Below are 16,392 nucleotides of genomic sequence, written 5' to 3'. Positions count from 1 at the left end.
GCATTAAAATATACCGGGTACCAGTATATTAAATTCAATGCGATTCAGGTCCAATGTGCCCGCCAGTTGTCAAGACGTTGATATAACCAATCCTGCACGATGCGGTAACGCCGGGTATCCGGCTCAAGTCCATCGTTGTTTGTCTTGGATAACCGGGGCAAAGGCGATTCTGCACCAAAATACGCATTTAATTCAGCCACTGACTGGGCATTCCATTCAGGGTGAAATTGCAGCGCAATGCGCTTTTCGCCATGCGTCACATATTGATGAGGACAAGCCCGACTGCCCGCATGCAGCACTGCGCCCGACGGCAAACTGAAATTATCTTCATGCCATTGCAGCACCTCCATCGTCGCACCACCGGCAAATTGCACCGGCGTCCAGCCGCCCTCTTTTTCAGCTGCCGGCGCCACCGCCGCCCCGAGACAAGTTGCCAGCAACTGCGCGCCCATACAAATCGCCAGCACCGGTGCATCCTGAGTTAACACGCTGTCGAGCCAGGCCTGTTCGCGTTGCAGCCAAGGCGGCGGCTGATGCACAGCATAAGGGCCACCCAGCAAAATCATGGGATCGGCACTGGCAAGCGGCAATGCGCCGAGATCGGCACGGTAGATTTGCAAGGCCACACCGCGCGCCGCAGCCCAGAGCGCGATCTCACCCGGCCCTTCGGCGGGATGATGCTGGATCAGGTGCAAGAGTGGCGAAACTGACATGGAGAGCTCTTCATCTGCGGCGGGTATTGTGATCGGAAATTAAGTGTTTAGCGCCGCTTACCAAGTATATCTTGTCGCGAGGAAGCGCCGTCTTGATAGATGAGTCCGCGGATTAACAGGAATTTGCTAGGCGTGTTTTGCGCCCCTGCGGCGAACGGTGTTCCTGATTCGGTCCTGGTCCGAATATCGTTGCCAGGGATAACAGTGATTTTGCAACTGAATTGCATTTTCAGGCATAATATGTTAACCAACAACGCAAACAGATACCGGATTTGTTTCCCCATGTCGCCATGATCACCGCCATCCACAAAAAATCAGCCCCAGCCAGACAGGCCGCCGACCAGGTCCGGTCGCTGGCGGAGCGCATGCTGTCGCAAGCGGCGATTCGGGTCACGGAAGCGCGCACCAGCGTCTTGACCACCCTGCTCAATACCAGCCGCGCCCTGTCGCATCAGGAAGTCCAGGATACGCTGCCCGGAATGGACAGAGTGACCCTGTACCGCGCGCTGGATTGCCTGACCGATGCCGGCCTGGCACATAAAATTGCGGGCGATGACAGGATTTTTCGCTACAACACCGGTAGCGACCACCAGGCGCATAGCGCGATGACGGGGATTCAGCATCAGCATGGCCATTTCAAATGTACCCGCTGCGCCAAGGTGTTTTGCCTCGACGAAGAACAGCATTGCACCGACCGCTCACATCATCATCCATCCCTCAAAGACCAGTTGCAGGCAACCTTGCAAGCCACGCTGGGCAAGGGTTTCCAGAGTCACGACATAGAGCTGACCATCAAAGGCTGGTGCGCTGAATGCGCTAAATAAATACGGAAGATAACACGGAAGATATATGGCACTAATCCCCACCACGATCCTGACGGGCTTCTTAGGCTCAGGTAAAACCACTTTGCTGAACCGGATCCTGCAAGAAAATCACGGTCATAAAATCGCGATCATCGAAAATGAATTCGGCGAAGAAAATATCGACAATGAGATTCTGGTACAGGATCGCAATGAGCAAATCATCGAGATGAACAACGGCTGTATTTGCTGCACAGTACGCGGCGATCTGATCGTGGCCCTGAGCAATCTGATACAGCAAAAAAACGAAGGCAAGATCGATTTTGACCGGGTCGTGATTGAGACTACCGGCCTCGCCAATCCCGGTCCGGTGGCGCAAACCTTTTTTGTCGATGAAGAAGTCGGCAGCTACTATATGCTGGATGCGGTCGTCACCATGGTCGATGCGCGCCACGCAATGCAACAGCTCGACGAGCATGAAGAAGCGCAACGGCAAGTCGGTTTCGCCGACAAAATTCTGCTCTCTAAAACCGACCTGGTCGATGCTGAGCACATCCGCAGCCTGCGTCAGCGCCTGAGCCGCATGAATCCGCGCACTACCGTCAGCGTTGCCGATTTTGGCAAAGTCGCGATCAGCGAAGTGCTGGACTTAAAAGGCTTCAACCTGAACGCCAAGCTGGAACTGGATCCGGAATTTTTACAAGCCGAAGAAGCGCATGAGCATGCTGATGAACATGTGCATGACGAGCATTGCGGCCATGCGCAGCACCAACCAGACCAGCATGACCATCACCACGCCCATCATTCCGACGATATCGCCGCATTTGTATTTAAAAGCACGCGGCCATTCGATACCGCGAAGCTCGACGAATTTTTAGGCGGACTGGTGAATGTGTTCGGACCGCGCATGTTGCGCTACAAGGGTGTATTGCTGATGGATGGCGCCGACCGCAAGGTGATTTTTCAGGGGGTGCATCAAATTATGGGCACCGATGTCGGGGTGAAATGGGGCGACGATGAGCTGCGCGAGAGTAAGATGGTGTTTATTGGCAAAAATCTCCCTAAAGAAGTATTTATTGATGGTTTAAAATTATGTTTGGTATAAACTAGCGGGCTACTGAATTGGGGCAACAGCATTTACGCCCCAGCAAGCTAAGGACAGACTTCATCAGGATGTCATTTACTTTGTCAGTAAGGGGAGGATAATGGCTAGCCGAATGTAGATTCAATGCAATTTAGCTATTACTTGTATGTTAATCCGTCGTATCGAAAGTCAGCGAAGTGGCAACTAAATCACCTAAATCGACTGCAACAGTCAATGCGCCCGCAGCTCTGCTCACCGAGGAAGAAATTCTGAAGATGGGCGAGAAGGATTATATGAATGCTGCACAACTGGCATTTTTTAAAGCCCGTTTGCAACAGCTAGAGAAGGATTTGCTTAAAAACGCCGACGAAACTACCGAACATCTGCGCGAAACCGTACTGGTTCCCGATCCTGCCGATCGCGCCACCATCGAAGAAGAACATGCTTTGGAATTGCGGACCCGCGATCGCGAACGCAAATTATTAAAGAAAGTTCAACAATCCATCGCCAGCATCGATGAAGGCGACTACGGCTGGTGCGAAGAAACCGGTGAACCTATCGGCGTTCCGCGTCTGTTAGCGCGTCCGACAGCGACTTTGTCTTTAGAAGCGCAGCAAAGACGCGAAATGAAACAAAAACTGTACGGCGATTAATCATTTCCAAGCAGCATGAAACAAGCGTGCGCTACCCATGCACGCTTTTTTCGACTTTAAATATGCAACCAAGTTGCATAAATCTACGGTTTTATGCGCACTCAGTAAAGGAATGTCGGTTTTTTACCACATAATCGGACGGCCTTGATGCAGATTATTTCATTGAAGAAATATTGCAAAAAGGTGCGCAAGGCTTGGCCTGAGAAATGCTGCGTGTCTGGTGTAATGCTTGTTGTACAGCAGATTCTGAAATTGCAAAAATCATCAATACGGTGATGGCGCCAGTTCGGGATATGATGCGAACTTCTATGAAGCTAGCCTGGTCATATGCAGACTATAGATGGACCGGCCAGAAGCAGCTGGCGAGAAACGATGCTTTCGTATTTTGCTGTATTTTGTTTTTACAAACAGCGTGACATTAAAATGCTTTTTACTAAATTCTTACCAAACAAAATAAGCTTTAAAAAATATCCGTAAAATCATCCTAAGCATGCGACTTTTTTCTCTATCCCGCCCCCATCAAACAGCCCGCCTGCTGTTGTGGTTGCTGCTGCCCGCATTATTGCTGGCGCAGTGGGTAGGTCAAAGCCACAGGATTGCGCATGCCGGCTGGATTAATGGCAAGCCCGCTTACAACCTGACTGTCAATGCCGTAGAGAATCAAGCTGCAGCAACGGCATTCGAAATTTTTAGCCCGCCTTTTGGCGACGATAAGCAATTACATTCCTGCGCGTTTCTCGATGCCCTGACGGCAGCAGACTACCTGCACACCGCAGCGCTGCCGTTGCCGGACCTGGCGGGTAACGCCGTTCTGTCCGACCTGCCTGCGCAACAAAGCTGGCTGGCACCACTACTACTGCATTTCTCCTCGCGCGCCCCACCGCTTTTACTCTCCTGATCGGGCCATTTGCCCACTGCAATGTCACGAGCCATCGATTCGATGACGCTTGTTTTTTTCCATTTTTCAGGAAGTATCATGTCTTTTCAACGTTCCCTTATCGCCGGCGCGGTGCTGTCTGCCCTGGCATCACTGAATTCTGCGGCTGTCGCCGACAGCGCTATTAATACCGTCACCGTCTCGTCCAATCCACTCGGTAATGACGAGAATATGCAAATCCTGACGCCTGCCAAAATCCTGTCCGGCCCTGAATTACGCGCCAAACTCGGCACTTCCCTGGGCGATACCCTGGGCGGTGAATTGGGGGTCGCCGCCTCCGGTTTTGGTGCCGGTGCATCGCGTCCGATTATTCGCGGACTGGAAGGGCCCCGCGTCAAAATTTTGCAAAACGGTATGGGTGTCGCCGACGTCTCCAGCCTCTCGAATGATCATGCGGTCGCCAGCGAAAGCGCGACGGCGCAGCAAATCGAAATTTTGCGCGGACCGGCGGCTTTGCTGTACGGCAGCGGCGCGATCGGCGGCCTGGTCAATGTGGTCGATGAACGTATTCCGACGGTGCTCAGCAAGCAAGTCAGCGGCGAAGCAGAAGTCCGCTACGGTAGCGTGAACCAGGAAAAAAATGCCTCATTCTCGCTGCTGGGATCGAGTGGCGATGTGGCCTATCATCTCGATGGCAATACCCGCAGCACCGCTGATTATCGTATCCCCGGCCGGACTGAGCCTGGCAATCCCAACTCGGCGAGCGGTAAATTACCGAATAGTTTCACACGTGAATCGAGCTTCGGCATCGGCGCTGCCCTGATCAAGGACTGGGGTCATGCCGGTGCCGCAGTACAGACGATGAGCGATCGTTACGGCATCCCGACTGCGGAAAAATCGTTCATCGATCTGCAGCAGAATCGCCTCGATATCGACGGCATGATCAAAGCGCCGCTGGCGGGCTTTGATTCCCTGCATTTCAAGCTGGCTGATACCGATTACAAGCATACCGAGAAGATGCAAAATGGCACGCCCATCACCGATTTCACCAACAAATCGCTGGAAACCCGCATCAGTCTTGCGCATAAAAACTGGGCTGGCTGGGAAGGTAGCTGGGGCATGCAAACAGAGCATATTCGTTTCTCTGCCCTGTCTGCCAGCACGGGCCGCTCGGATACCGTACCGACCACCAAATCCGCTTCCTTCGCCTTATTCGCGGTCGAGCAAAAAGCGTTTGGCGATGTCATGGCGAGCGCCGGTGCGCGCATAGAAAACGTCAAGCGTGATCCGGCAGCGCAATTCCAGTTACCGGGCCGCAGCTTCAATATCGGCTCGGCATCGGCCGGCGGCTTATGGCAATTCACCCCTGGCTACGGCATAGGTGCGACGCTCTCGATGGCTCAACGCGCGCCGTCCACGGAAGAATTGTATTCAAATGGCCCGCATGAATCGACGGCAACCTACGACATCGGCAGCAATGCCTTGAAAAAGGAAAGTTCGCGCAATCTGGAATTGAGCGCGCAAAAAACCACCGGCCTGGTCCGCTGGAAAATCAATGCCTTCCTGAATAAAGTCAGCAATTACGTTTACGGTCATAGCGACGGCACCAAAGTCACTGCCGAAGGCAATCCCGACATCAATGCAGAATTTACCCGTCGTTACTGGTCGCAAGCCAGTGCCACGATACGGGGCGGAGAGGCTGAACTGAGTTATAACCAGCACGGCGAAGGATGGTCGGCACGCGCTTTTGCCGATACCTCACGCGGTACCCTGGATGATGCGGGCAACCTGCCGCTGCAGCCGGCCACCCGATTCGGCGCAGATCTCAACTATAAAATGGGCCCGTGGAATGGCGGATTCAATGTATTGCGCGCCCAGAGCCAGGACAGGCTGGCGAGTTTTGAAAACTATGTGACGCCGGGTTATACCAAGCTCGATGCCAGCCTGACCTACACCCATGCCTACAACAACAGTCAGCTCACCTGGTTCTTGTTGGCGAAAAATCTGCTGAATCAGGATATTCGTCTTGCCACCTCGGTGTTAAAAGAAAGTGTGCCGCAACCAGGTCGCGGCGTCGTTGCCGGCGTCCGAGTCATGTTTTAAATACATGCCTCACCGGGTATTTAAATTACAAACTTACTAAAAATAATGGGCCAGCTGTCTGCAAATGAAAAAAAGGGGGCATTGCGCTAATGCCGTTCAGTTAAGCCGTCATCCCTGCGCAGGCAGGGATCCAGCGTCTTTCGGCGATGACGCCAAGGGATTCCGGCCTGCGCCGGAATGACGAAGCATGTGTAGAGCTGAACTGGACAGTATTAGCGCATTGCGCGCCTCTTTCTTTCCCCATGTCAGGAATCCGATGAATCGAAGGCGGATCAAATCCAGAATAAATTGAGTCTGTTACAATTTATAAGGATTTTTTTACCTTCCCAATGCGACAAAAGAGCGCGTACAGGTAACAAAAATTACGGGTTTCAGACTATACTTTAGCCTCGCCAAATTGGTCTTATACCTTTGACCAACGATATTTTTAATCAAAAGTAGCAGATAATAGTTTCAACTATTTATATTCAGGAATAACGTGGGGATTTTTTCGCTTTTCGGCAAGAAGAATAGTCAGCAGGAGAACGACTCCTCGCAGAAAACTTCTGCTAAAAAAACACGTTCAAAAAGCGGCAATACCGACATCATGGTGCCGCCTGAGGATGAGTTGGCGTCTCAATCGATCATGGCGCAACGCCATGTGGCACGCGCCACAGCCCGTAAAATCGATGCGATAGAATTTGAAATGTCGCGCGACATGGGTAAGACCAGAAGTCCGATTCCTGCCAAGACTGCACCTGATGCCGCTGGAAAAAAAGGGCCGAACCAGCCTGACGCAAGGCCAGCTGAACAGGTCGCTGATTTTCAAAGCACCCTGCCGTTGGAAATACCGGCACCTGATTCCCTGATAGGCCAGCATGTCGATGTCATGATGGCCGAACTGGCAGAGACCGAATCGGTGCCCTTGCTGGAAGAGGCAGCGATTTTATTCGCCAGCGGTCAAAACGAAGTCGCGGCGCACATGCTGCAAGCGGCGATCCATAACAATAGCCTGGGTCAGGTCGAACAGGTCGGCTGGTATATGCTGTTCGACCTGTATCAGATCACCGGCGATCAGCAACAATTTGAACATCTGTCGCTCGACTACGCCAGCAAATTTGAAACCTCCCCCCCGATCTGGCATGGTCCCGATGAAGCGGATGCAGATACAGAAATCGATGCAGATCAAACTACTGCCAGCCTGTCTTTCCCGGCAAAACTCGATGCCAATATCGTCAAGGTATTAGAGCGTTTAAAGCAGATCAGTTTAAACAGCCAAAGCCTGAAACTCGACTTCACCCGCGTAAAAGAAGTTGACCCTATCGGTTGCGGTTTGCTGCTGCGTGCGATCAAAAACCTGAAAAAAACCAAGCATGATCTGATGCTGGTCGCCGCCCAGGACCTGGCGGATAACATCCGCGCCATCTTGCAGGTTGGACGGCGTGACGAAACGGAAGCGCCCTGGCTGTTGCTGCTAGAGATACTGCAATTGCTCCACTTTGAACACGCGTTTGAAGAAGTCAGCATGGATTACTGCATTACGTTTGAAGTTTCTCCACCGTCATTTGAAGCACCGATCAATAAAGTCACGACCTCGCTCCCCGATTTGCGGATAGAAACCCTGCAGCCGTCCAATCGCTTCATGATGCCGTCGGTGATTGATGGTAAGACGGATATCCTGATCAGTCGCATTGCCGAGCATGCCAAGACTTTCCACAATCCCCTGATCCTGGATTGCTCCAAGCTGGAAAGAGTCGAATTTGGCGCTTCTGCCCAACTTTTGAATGGCCTGGTACCGATCTCTGCCGCGCGCGACACGCATATCCAGTTTGCCGAAGTGAATTACCTGGTCATGGCGCTGTTCAATGCTATGGGCCTGAAAAACGTCGCCACCATCTTTCCGCGCAAGCATTAATCCAACACCGTCTTCCGCTTCTGTTCTATCTTGTAATTTTGGGGATACGCCCCATTTCTCAGGGTAAGCTAATTCATTGCAGCGCTGATTCGCTGTTTGCCAATAGATAAACATTAAGACTTACACAAAACTGTTCACGCTTAAAAGGTAGAGTGGTGAGCGTTTTGGCGGCTATCTGTCTATAGCGAAAGCGTTTTCTGTGTTTTGGGTAAGCTCTGCAAGTAACATCATCGAGGATCACATGGAACAATTTCACGGCACGACCATCTTGTCAGTGCGACGCGGCAATCTGGTGGCACTGGGCGGCGACGGCCAGGTTACTTTAGGCAATATCGTCATGAAGGGCACCGCCCGCAAAGTGCGCAAGCTGTATCACAATAAAGTGCTGGCAGGTTTTGCCGGCGGGACTGCCGATGCGTTCACCCTGATAGAACGGTTCGAGGCGAAGCTGGAAAAACATCAAGGACATCTGATGCGCGCATCGGTAGAGCTGGCCAAAGACTGGCGCACCGACCGCATGCTGCGTCGCCTGGAGGCCATGCTGCTGGTCGCGGATAAAGAAACCACGCTGGTCATCACCGGCAATGGCGATGTATTGGAACCGACTGACGGTATCGGTGCGATCGGCTCTGGCGGAACCTTTGCGCAATCTGCGGCAAAGGCCTTGCAAGAAAATACCGATTTATCGCCAATTGAAATCGTTAAAAAATCCCTGACGATCGCCGGTGAATTGTGCATCTACACCAATTTGTCGCACACCATAGAAACCTTAGAATAAGCCCGGATTAGCCTGATGAACATGACTCCCCAAGAAATCGTTTCCGAACTCGACAAGCATGTGGTCGGCCAGGATCGCGCCAAACGTGCGGTCGCCATCGCCCTGCGCAATCGCTGGCGCAGGCAGCAGGTGCCGGAACCGCTGCGTCACGAGATCACACCGAAAAATATCCTGATGATAGGACCGACCGGTGTCGGCAAAACGGAAATCGCCCGTCGCCTGGCAAAACTGGCCGATGCGCCTTTCATCAAAATCGAAGCGACTAAATTCACCGAGGTCGGCTATGTCGGTCGTGACGTCGATACCATCATTCGCGACCTGGTCGACATCGGCATCAAGCAAACCCGCGAAGCAGCGACCCGCAAGGTACGCGCCCGCGCCGAAGACGCAGCCGAAGACCGTATCCTCGACATCCTGCTGCCGCCGTCGCGTGATTTTGGATTTACTCCCAACAGCGATGCAACGGCTGGCGATGCTGAACATAAAACCGGTGATAAGGGCGGAGACAATCCGACCCGTCAAACCTTCCGCAAGCGCCTGCGCGAAGGCGCTCTGGACGATAAAGAGATTGAGATCGATCTCGCAGAACCCGCGCCGCAGATGGAAATCATGGCACCGCCCGGCATGGAAGAAATGACCGAGCAGATCAAATCCATGTTTTCCGGCGTCGGTAGCGGCCGCAAAAAATCGCGTAAATTAAAGATCAAAGATGCGCTGAAACTGCTGATCGAAGAAGAGGCCGGCAAGCTGGTCAATGAAGACGATCTGAAACAACAGGCGATCCGGAATGTCGAACAAAACGGTATCGTGTTTCTCGATGAGATCGACAAGATCGCTTCGCGCGCGGAGACCGGCGGTGCCGAAGTGTCGCGCGCCGGTGTGCAGCGCGACCTGTTGCCTTTAGTCGAAGGCACGACCGTGAATACCAAATACGGCATGATCAAAACCGATCATATTTTATTCATCGCCTCCGGTGCTTTCCACCTGGCCAAGCCTTCGGACCTGATCCCTGAATTACAAGGCCGTTTTCCGATCCGCGTGGAACTGGAATCCTTGTCGATCGCCGATTTTGAACGTATCCTGACCGGTACCGATGCCTGCCTGACGCGCCAATACCAGGCGCTGCTGGCAACCGAAGGCGTGACAGTAGAATTCAGCAGCGAAGGGGTGCAAAGACTTGCGGGGATTGCGTTTTCCGTCAATGAAACGACCGAGAACATCGGCGCACGCCGGCTCTACACGGTGATGGAAAAGCTGCTGGAAGAAATTTCTTTCGATGCGCATCAAAACACCGGCAGTACGGTAGTCATCGACGCGGCCTATGTGGAGAACAAATTAGCCGCCTTATCGGTGAATGAAGATTTATCCCGTTATGTTTTGTAATTTGCCTGGGCCAGTAAAAGTAAACTTCTGGGATCAGGATGATAGGAAAGGAAAGCAGCGATGGCTAATAAAACGTCAGGAACGCGCCAGAAACTGACTTTCCGTCTCGATCCTTCACAGACCAAGCCGCGCAATCCGGTCGCGGTCGCCGCTAAACAAAGGAACGCCGGCAGTCATCAAAAATCGCCATCGGCAGTGCGGCAAGCACAAAAACTGATCGTTAAAAAGATACCGCTGGATGGCGAGCAAGATTGATTTCAAGGAAAAATCAGTTACAGTGAGAACCTCGGGACGAGCGGCGTCTATACGCATGCCCGTCGACTCAGCAAAGGTGCCACCATGTCAGGAAGCAGGCGCAGGAAACAGCTAGTGCAACATCATATTTTCTTACGGCGTAAGGACGTTCTGCTGCGCTTTATGGTGGATCTGGGGAGGCTGTACCTGTCGACTCTGGGTCTGAAAAAGACCCGCGAGCTATTGAGGCAACAGCATGTGCCTGAAACCGTCATCATCCGGATATTAAGTTTCCCGGGCTTCCGGAACATCAATCGCCGCAGCTGATTGTCTGGTCTTGTTATTGACCTTCCTGTTTGGCATCGCGTGCCAATAAGCGCGCAATCATTTGCTGTGCAGGTACCGCATCGAACAATACGCCCGCCACGGCATTGGTAATCGGCATCTCGATCTGCAAACTTTCGGCCAGGGTTCTGACCGCCTTGGCACAACGTACGCCTTCCGCGACGTGACCCAGTTCTTGCACAATCAGGTCCAGCGATTTACCTTGCGCCAGTGCCAGTCCAACTTGACGGTTACGCGACAGGTCGCCGGTACAAGTCAGGATCAGATCGCCGACACCGGTCAAACCCATCAAGGTTTCTACCCGTCCACCGAGTGCGGCGCCGAGCCGGCTGATTTCGGCCAGGCCGCGCGTCATCAAGGCGGCGCGCGCGTTTAAACCCAGACCCAGGCCATCGGCAATACCGGTCGCAATCGCCAGAATATTTTTCACGGCGCCACCGACTTCAACGCCGACGACATCGTCGCTGGAATACACGCGGATCGCGTTGCCATGCACCGCGCTCACGACCTGCCGGCATAGTTCGGCAGAATTCGATGCAATCGTCAATGCGCATGGCAAGCCTCGGGCGACTTCCTGCGCGAATGAGGGGCCAGACAGCGCGCCTGCCAGCACACCGTCGCCCAGCACCTGGCGTACCACCTGATGCGGCAATAATTGCGATCCATCTTCAAAACCCTTGCACAGCCACACCACCTGCCTTGGTTGGTACGGCAGGCATTTCTCCAATAAAGGCCGCAGGCCGGCAACCGAGGTCGCAATGATCAGCAAACCATCATCGTCTGCGCTGGCATGCGTCATCGCTTGCTGAAAATCGGCGGTAGCCTGCAATTGCGGCGGCAAGGTAAAGCCGGCGAGATAGGTTTTGTTGTCGCGCTCGGCCTGCATGGCGCGCATGACTTCAGCGTTGCGCCCCCAAAGGAGCACCGGATGTCTGGCAGCCAGGGAAATCGCCAGGGCGGTGCCCCAGGCACCGGCACCAAGTACGCTGATATTCATAGTCCGACCTTCACAGGAAGTTGTTTCATATTACGTCGATCATGCCGTAATCGCTCATTGTTGGCGCACCGATGTTGAACTTGCATATCGATATTAAATAGATACTCCATAGAGTATTTTTTAATGCGTTAATAAACACTTGCGGATAGAGGCGATTTATTTCAATATAATGGGGAGTATATGAAAAAAGGACAGCTTCCTGTCCTTTTTTCTGGCATACACTCTACTCTGCGCAAGGGATGCCCGGTTCGCCTTGTGAGTTTTGCGGCTTACACACCCCAGACTTCAGTCACTTTGACATAACCGATCTGGCCATCGCGATGCTTGACCTTGATCCAGCCGGCATTGACCGGCTCAGCCATCTCCAGCAACACATTTTTATCGGCGCTGAAAACCAGCGCCGACGACTCGTCGGCCGCGGCACGTATTTTGGCATTTGCCACACGCACTACGACATTCCGGCGCGCCACCAGTTCCTTGGACTCGACCCAGCTCAGATCGCCGCCCATGTCGCGCACTTTACTCCAGGTGCCATAAGTCAGAATCACTTCGACCGGCATCCCGCGCGGCGCAACATACACCTTGCCCCCCTTGGCAGACGGTGCGTCATACAAAATGACGGCCGAAGCGCCGATCGACTTGAAGTCCAGAGCCTGAGCCAGGCCGGACCAGGAGGCGATGCCAAGTACGACAGATAAAACCAGAGAACGACGCATAGTAGTTTCCACTTAAGTCCCGGCTGGCAGACAAGCCGGCCAGGACATCGTCAAGAACGACAATTAGTGCGTGGTTGCCGGCGCTTCAGTACCGGCATCCGCTGCCAATTTGGCTTGTTGTTCAGCCAAAGCCTGCAGACGTTGCTGGTAGAAGGCTTCGAAATTGATTTCTGACAAATGCACAGGCGGGAAACCGGCACGGGAAATCAGATCGGCGATATTGGAACGCAGGTAAGGGTAGATGATATTTGGGCAGCCGATACCGAGCAAAGGGTCCAATTGATCTGCGGGGATATTGCGTGCTTCGAAGATGCCGGCTTGTTTGCCTTCAACCAGGAAAGCAACTTTGTCTTTGACTTTGGCAGTCACGGTCACGGTCACTGTGGATTCGACAATACCGTCAGCCAGCGGCTCGGCGGTAACGTCCAGTGCGACTTCGATCGTCGGGGCTTCTTGTTCCAGAAAAATCGCTGGAGAGTTTGGCTGTTCAAGCGACAAATCTTTCAGATAAACGCGTTGAATTTGAAATACGGGCTGCAGATTTTCGTCAGACATGTGAGACTTTCTAAAAATTCTAAAAGATTAATAATGAACAGCGAGATGGCAAGATGTGGCTGTTTTCAGCCATTTCAAGATCACGGCGCATTATTCTATCAAGTGAAAGACAAAATCAGCAAAAATCCTCAAATTAATGGGATTTTTGCTGATTTTATTTGATTTCCGGCAAGTAAACCGGGTTTAAGGGCTGTGACTTACGCTGGATTGAGCAAGGCAGCGAGTTTGCCGGCCCGGTCCAGCGCCGACAAATCATCGAAACCGCCGACATGGGTGTCACCGATATAAATTTGCGGCACGGTACGACGACCCGTCTTTTGCATCATATTTTCACGCACCACCGGATCCAGATCGACGCGAATTTTTTCAATTTCCTCGACACCCTTGGATTTCAACAGGCGTTCTGCCATGGTGCAATACGGACAAACTGCGGTGCTATACATTACGACATGCGCTGTCATGCTGTTCTCCTGCGCTGATTATTACTGGATCTTACTGAATTACTTGACTGATTGCTTCACTGTAGGCAGGCCTTGCGACTTCCAGGCCGCAACGCCGCCTTCCAGACTGACTACCTGCTCAAAACCCGCCTTGTTCAAGATACCCGCGGCAGTAGCAGAACGGATACCACGTTCGCATACGGTGATGATGGTAGCGTTTTTCGATTTTTCCAGTTCTTTCAGGCGCGTTGGCAATTCAGCTAAAGGAATATTTTTTGCGTTTTGCAAATGGCCGGTCGCAAATTCTGCAGCGTCACGCACATCCAGCACGACGGTCTTGCCTTGATTGATCAATTGAGTGGCCTGCAATTGCGAGACCTTGGCGCCACGTCTTTGCAGCGCAGGGAACAGCAAAGCACCGCCAGAAATCAGGGCAAGGCCAATAATCCAGATGTTATCAATAAAGAATTTCACAGTGTTCCAATGGTGAGTTAATTGTTATAAACGGTAATAAGTGGCAGTAAAGTCTCTGTAACGAACGCCGCCATTATAAAATAGATGCTGCAATAGCGACTGACTCTCTCAAATTCTCAACAATTTCACGTAAATCATGTACAAAATCGTTTTGATGCGCCACGGCGAATCCACCTGGAATCTTGATAACCGCTTCACCGGCTGGACCGATGTCGACCTGACCGACAAAGGCGTCGCAGAAGCGCGCCAGGCCGGCCAGGTCCTGAAAGAAGCAGGCTTCACTTTTGATCTGGCATTCACGTCCGTATTAAAACGTGCGATCCGCACGCTGTGGGGCACGCTGGATGAAATGGATTTGATGTGGCTGCCGGTGGTTCATGATTGGCGTCTGAATGAGCGTCACTACGGCGCATTGCAAGGCTTGAATAAAGCGGAAACCGCTGCCCAGTATGGCGATGAGCAAGTGCTGGTATGGCGTCGCAGCTACGATACGCCTCCCAATGCGCTGGCAGAAAACGACCCGCGCGCGTCCTTCAATGATCCACGCTATGCGAGTCTGTCCCGCTCGCAAATTCCTTTGACCGAATGCCTGAAAGACACTGTAGAGCGCGTCATGCCAGCCTGGGAAGACACGATTGCGCCAGCGATCCGTTCCGGCAAACGCATCATCATCAGCGCTCACGGCAATAGTCTGCGGGCCCTGATTAAAATGTTGGACGGCATCAGCGACGCTGATATCGTGAGCCTGAACATACCTAACGGCCAGCCTTTAGTGTATGAACTAGACGCCGATTTGAAACCCATCAAGCATTACTACCTCGGCGATCAATCCGCCATTGAAGCGGCATTGCAGGCAGTGGCCAGCCAAGGGAAAGCCAAATAAGTATCTTGATGCACAAAGCCGTAGTGGTCACATTTCAGCCGAGCGGCCAGGGCAAGGAGTCGCGCGCAAACTCATTGCTGCGTGCGATTTTCTGCTCTGCGGCTTGCGCTGTATTGATCAGCGCGATCGCGGCGCAGGCGGCGCAGGCCGCCAATAGCGCGCGCGCCACGCAAAAAAATCAGGCCGAAGCGCAGCGCGCCGAGCTTCAGCAAAAACTGAAAGCGCTCAAGAACGACATCAATAAAACAGAGACGGCCAAAGACAAAGCCAGCGATGCGCTGGCAGTCTCCGAGCAGGCGATTTCAGAAACGAATCGCTCCTTACGCGATCTGAAAATCGAGCAAAGCGAAACCGAAGCACGCTTACAAAAACTGCTCGATGAGCAAAAGCGGCTCAGCGCTAAAGTCGAGCAGCAAAAGAAGCAGTTATCCGATTTTCTGCGCCATCAATACATGCGCGGCGACAGTGACCGCATCAAATTATTACTGTCCGGCGACAATCCGAATCGCATCAATCGCGACTTGCAGTACATGGGCTATGTCTCGCAAACCCAGGCCAAAATGATAGAAAGCTTGCGCGTCAGTCTGGCGGCAGTCGAAAAAAATGCCGGGGACGAGCAAGAAGCCAAAGACGAATTAGATGAGATTGCGCAAGAAGAACTCACGCACAAAAATGCGCTCGAATCGGAGAAGAAAAAACGCAGCGCCCTGCTCGCCCAACTGGCCGACAAACTGCATGCGCAAAGAAAAGAAGCCGACAGCCTGCAAAAAGATGAGCAGCGACTTGGCAATCTGGTGTCGCGCCTGAACAAACTCATCGAAGAGCAAATCAAGGCAGAACAGGCGCGCGCGGCTCAACTCGAAAAACAACGCCAGGAAAAACTCGCTTTAGAAAAAGAACAGCGGGACAAAGCGGCGAAGGACAAGACGCTGGCGAATCAAGCTAAAAAAGCGGGCAAAATCACCAACCCCAACGCGATTGATGCCGATGAAGCCCCGTCAAAGTCCTTGGCAAAAAATGAACAAACTCCAGTACCCAGTCATTTCGAGGGCGAATTCAGCAAGCTCAAAGGCCAGTTACGGCTGCCCGTCAAAGGCGAGTTGATCGCCAGATTCGGCAGCAAACGCGGCGATGGTCCCAGCTGGAAAGGTCTTTTTATCAAGACCACTGAAGGTGCTGAAATCAAGGCGATTGCCGCAGGCCGGGTGATTTTTGCCGAATGGCTGCGCGGCTTCGGCAATATGATCATCGTCGATCACGGCAGCCGTTACTGGAGCCTTTATGGCAATAATCAATCGGTTTTCAAGCATGTCGGCGATCTCGTCAAAGCCGGCGACACGATCGCCAGCGCCGGCAATAGCGGCGGTAATGAAGAATCGGGTTTATACTTTGAGCTCAGATACCAAGAGCGCGTATTCGACCCACTAACCTGGGTAACAATCAAGTGAGATGTGAGTTATAAA

Annotated in this window: 19 protein-coding genes; 13 read left to right on the top strand and 6 right to left on the bottom strand. The window is 52.6% G+C overall.

Translation table 11 applies throughout. From position 1 onward, the window contains the following. Positions 1 to 44: 44 nt before the first annotated feature. Positions 45 to 713: a type 1 glutamine amidotransferase gene (locus tag LPB67_RS14600; RefSeq protein ID WP_262838012.1), complete on the bottom strand. Its 669-nt coding sequence runs from the start codon at positions 711 to 713 to the stop codon at positions 45 to 47. Positions 714 to 1,003: 290 nt separating this feature from the next. On the opposite strand from LPB67_RS14600, the gene LPB67_RS14595 reads away from it, so the two are divergent. The 10 genes from LPB67_RS14595 to LPB67_RS14550 all read left to right on the top strand — a co-directional run bounded on the left by LPB67_RS14595 (position 1,004) and on the right by LPB67_RS14550 (position 10,846). Beyond that, positions 1,004 to 1,537: a Fur family transcriptional regulator gene (locus LPB67_RS14595; RefSeq protein ID WP_262838011.1), complete on the top strand. Its 534-nt coding sequence runs from the start codon at positions 1,004 to 1,006 to the stop codon at positions 1,535 to 1,537. Positions 1,538 to 1,562: 25 nt separating this feature from the next. Continuing rightward, entirely contained in the window at positions 1,563 to 2,618 is a 1,056-nt protein-coding gene (locus tag LPB67_RS14590; RefSeq protein WP_262838010.1) for a CobW family GTP-binding protein, read from the top strand. A gap of 227 nt (positions 2,619 to 2,845) precedes the next feature. After that, entirely contained in the window at positions 2,846 to 3,250 is a 405-nt protein-coding gene (gene dksA / locus LPB67_RS14585) for an RNA polymerase-binding protein DksA (RefSeq protein WP_262838172.1), read from the top strand. A gap of 490 nt (positions 3,251 to 3,740) precedes the next feature. Continuing rightward, the gene (locus LPB67_RS14580) at positions 3,741 to 4,148 is read left to right on the top strand and encodes a hypothetical protein (protein ID WP_262838009.1); all 408 of its coding nucleotides are present in this window, start codon (positions 3,741 to 3,743) and stop codon (positions 4,146 to 4,148) included. Between the two features lie 78 nt (positions 4,149 to 4,226). After that, positions 4,227 to 6,230 carry a TonB-dependent receptor gene (locus tag LPB67_RS14575; protein ID WP_262838008.1) on the top strand — a complete coding sequence of 668 codons (2,004 nt, stop codon included), beginning with the start codon at positions 4,227 to 4,229 and terminating at the stop codon, positions 6,228 to 6,230. A gap of 478 nt (positions 6,231 to 6,708) precedes the next feature. Then, on the top strand, positions 6,709 to 8,124 hold the full coding sequence (locus LPB67_RS14570) for an STAS domain-containing protein (protein ID WP_262838007.1): 1,416 nt from the start codon (positions 6,709 to 6,711) through the stop codon (positions 8,122 to 8,124). A 241-nt stretch (positions 8,125 to 8,365) separates the two neighbouring features. After that, positions 8,366 to 8,902, top strand: a complete 537-nt coding sequence (gene hslV, locus LPB67_RS14565) for an ATP-dependent protease subunit HslV (protein WP_262838006.1) — start codon at positions 8,366 to 8,368, stop codon at positions 8,900 to 8,902. Between the two features lie 15 nt (positions 8,903 to 8,917). Further along, entirely contained in the window at positions 8,918 to 10,285 is a 1,368-nt protein-coding gene (gene hslU, locus LPB67_RS14560) for an ATP-dependent protease ATPase subunit HslU (protein ID WP_262838005.1), read from the top strand. Positions 10,286 to 10,345: 60 nt separating this feature from the next. Continuing rightward, positions 10,346 to 10,540: a hypothetical protein gene (locus LPB67_RS14555; protein ID WP_262838004.1), complete on the top strand. Its 195-nt coding sequence runs from the start codon at positions 10,346 to 10,348 to the stop codon at positions 10,538 to 10,540. A gap of 114 nt (positions 10,541 to 10,654) precedes the next feature. Then, a complete protein-coding gene (locus tag LPB67_RS14550) occupies positions 10,655 to 10,846 on the top strand; it encodes a hypothetical protein (RefSeq protein WP_262838003.1) in 192 nt (63 codons plus the stop codon). Between the two features lie 13 nt (positions 10,847 to 10,859). On the opposite strand, the gene LPB67_RS14545 is transcribed toward LPB67_RS14550, so the two are convergent. From LPB67_RS14545 to secB, 3 genes are all read right to left on the bottom strand, one after another. After that, positions 10,860 to 11,861: an NAD(P)H-dependent glycerol-3-phosphate dehydrogenase gene (locus LPB67_RS14545; RefSeq protein ID WP_262838002.1), complete on the bottom strand. Its 1,002-nt coding sequence runs from the start codon at positions 11,859 to 11,861 to the stop codon at positions 10,860 to 10,862. Between the two features lie 269 nt (positions 11,862 to 12,130). After that, positions 12,131 to 12,577, bottom strand: coding sequence for an SH3 domain-containing protein (locus LPB67_RS14540; RefSeq protein ID WP_262838001.1), 447 nt, complete (start codon positions 12,575 to 12,577; stop codon positions 12,131 to 12,133). 63 nt (positions 12,578 to 12,640) lie between these two features. Then, positions 12,641 to 13,132, bottom strand: a complete 492-nt coding sequence (secB, locus tag LPB67_RS14535; protein WP_262837999.1) for a protein-export chaperone SecB — start codon at positions 13,130 to 13,132, stop codon at positions 12,641 to 12,643. A 33-nt stretch (positions 13,133 to 13,165) separates the two neighbouring features. Between secB and LPB67_RS14530 the strand changes: the two genes are divergently transcribed. After that, a complete protein-coding gene (locus tag LPB67_RS14530; protein WP_262837998.1) occupies positions 13,166 to 13,294 on the top strand; it encodes a hypothetical protein in 129 nt (42 codons plus the stop codon). A 35-nt stretch (positions 13,295 to 13,329) separates the two neighbouring features. Here the strand turns inward: LPB67_RS14530 and grxC are convergent, their stop codons facing one another. Further along, positions 13,330 to 13,593, bottom strand: a complete 264-nt coding sequence (gene grxC / locus LPB67_RS14525) for a glutaredoxin 3 (protein ID WP_262837997.1) — start codon at positions 13,591 to 13,593, stop codon at positions 13,330 to 13,332. A 39-nt stretch (positions 13,594 to 13,632) separates the two neighbouring features. After that, the gene (locus LPB67_RS14520) at positions 13,633 to 14,046 is read right to left on the bottom strand and encodes a rhodanese-like domain-containing protein (RefSeq protein ID WP_262837996.1); all 414 of its coding nucleotides are present in this window, start codon (positions 14,044 to 14,046) and stop codon (positions 13,633 to 13,635) included. Positions 14,047 to 14,182: 136 nt separating this feature from the next. On the opposite strand from LPB67_RS14520, the gene gpmA reads away from it, so the two are divergent. Beyond that, a complete protein-coding gene (gpmA, locus tag LPB67_RS14515; RefSeq protein WP_262837995.1) occupies positions 14,183 to 14,929 on the top strand; it encodes a 2,3-diphosphoglycerate-dependent phosphoglycerate mutase in 747 nt (248 codons plus the stop codon). 8 nt (positions 14,930 to 14,937) lie between these two features. Next, on the top strand, positions 14,938 to 16,377 hold the full coding sequence (locus LPB67_RS14510; protein WP_262837994.1) for a murein hydrolase activator EnvC family protein: 1,440 nt from the start codon (positions 14,938 to 14,940) through the stop codon (positions 16,375 to 16,377). The last annotated feature ends 15 nt before the right edge of the window (positions 16,378 to 16,392 follow it).

The sequence above is a fragment of the Undibacterium sp. Jales W-56 genome (genome assembly GCF_025548535.1).
Lineage (GTDB): Bacteria > Pseudomonadota > Gammaproteobacteria > Burkholderiales > Burkholderiaceae_D > Undibacterium.
The sequence above is the reverse complement of the archived record's forward strand: the minus strand, read 5'-3'. Positions and strand labels throughout refer to the sequence as shown.

What these genes read in the sequence shown, in the direction of transcription:
- LPB67_RS14600 (WP_262838012.1), bottom strand. Translation starts at nt 713, where the DNA reads ATGTCAGTTTCGCCACTCTTGCACCTGATCCAGCATCATCCCGCCGAA.
- LPB67_RS14595 (WP_262838011.1), top strand. Translation starts at nt 1,004, where the DNA reads ATGATCACCGCCATCCACAAAAAATCAGCCCCAGCCAGACAGGCCGCC.
- LPB67_RS14590 (WP_262838010.1), top strand. Translation starts at nt 1,563, where the DNA reads ATGGCACTAATCCCCACCACGATCCTGACGGGCTTCTTAGGCTCAGGT.
- LPB67_RS14580 (WP_262838009.1), top strand. Translation starts at nt 3,741, where the DNA reads ATGCGACTTTTTTCTCTATCCCGCCCCCATCAAACAGCCCGCCTGCTG.
- LPB67_RS14575 (WP_262838008.1), top strand. Translation starts at nt 4,227, where the DNA reads ATGTCTTTTCAACGTTCCCTTATCGCCGGCGCGGTGCTGTCTGCCCTG.
- hslV (WP_262838006.1), top strand. Translation starts at nt 8,366, where the DNA reads ATGGAACAATTTCACGGCACGACCATCTTGTCAGTGCGACGCGGCAAT.
- hslU (WP_262838005.1), top strand. Translation starts at nt 8,918, where the DNA reads ATGAACATGACTCCCCAAGAAATCGTTTCCGAACTCGACAAGCATGTG.
- LPB67_RS14555 (WP_262838004.1), top strand. Translation starts at nt 10,346, where the DNA reads ATGGCTAATAAAACGTCAGGAACGCGCCAGAAACTGACTTTCCGTCTC.
- LPB67_RS14545 (WP_262838002.1), bottom strand. Translation starts at nt 11,861, where the DNA reads ATGAATATCAGCGTACTTGGTGCCGGTGCCTGGGGCACCGCCCTGGCG.
- LPB67_RS14540 (WP_262838001.1), bottom strand. Translation starts at nt 12,577, where the DNA reads ATGCGTCGTTCTCTGGTTTTATCTGTCGTACTTGGCATCGCCTCCTGG.
- secB (WP_262837999.1), bottom strand. Translation starts at nt 13,132, where the DNA reads ATGTCTGACGAAAATCTGCAGCCCGTATTTCAAATTCAACGCGTTTAT.
- LPB67_RS14530 (WP_262837998.1), top strand. Translation starts at nt 13,166, where the DNA reads ATGAACAGCGAGATGGCAAGATGTGGCTGTTTTCAGCCATTTCAAGAT.
- grxC (WP_262837997.1), bottom strand. Translation starts at nt 13,593, where the DNA reads ATGACAGCGCATGTCGTAATGTATAGCACCGCAGTTTGTCCGTATTGC.
- gpmA (WP_262837995.1), top strand. Translation starts at nt 14,183, where the DNA reads ATGTACAAAATCGTTTTGATGCGCCACGGCGAATCCACCTGGAATCTT.
- LPB67_RS14510 (WP_262837994.1), top strand. Translation starts at nt 14,938, where the DNA reads ATGCACAAAGCCGTAGTGGTCACATTTCAGCCGAGCGGCCAGGGCAAG.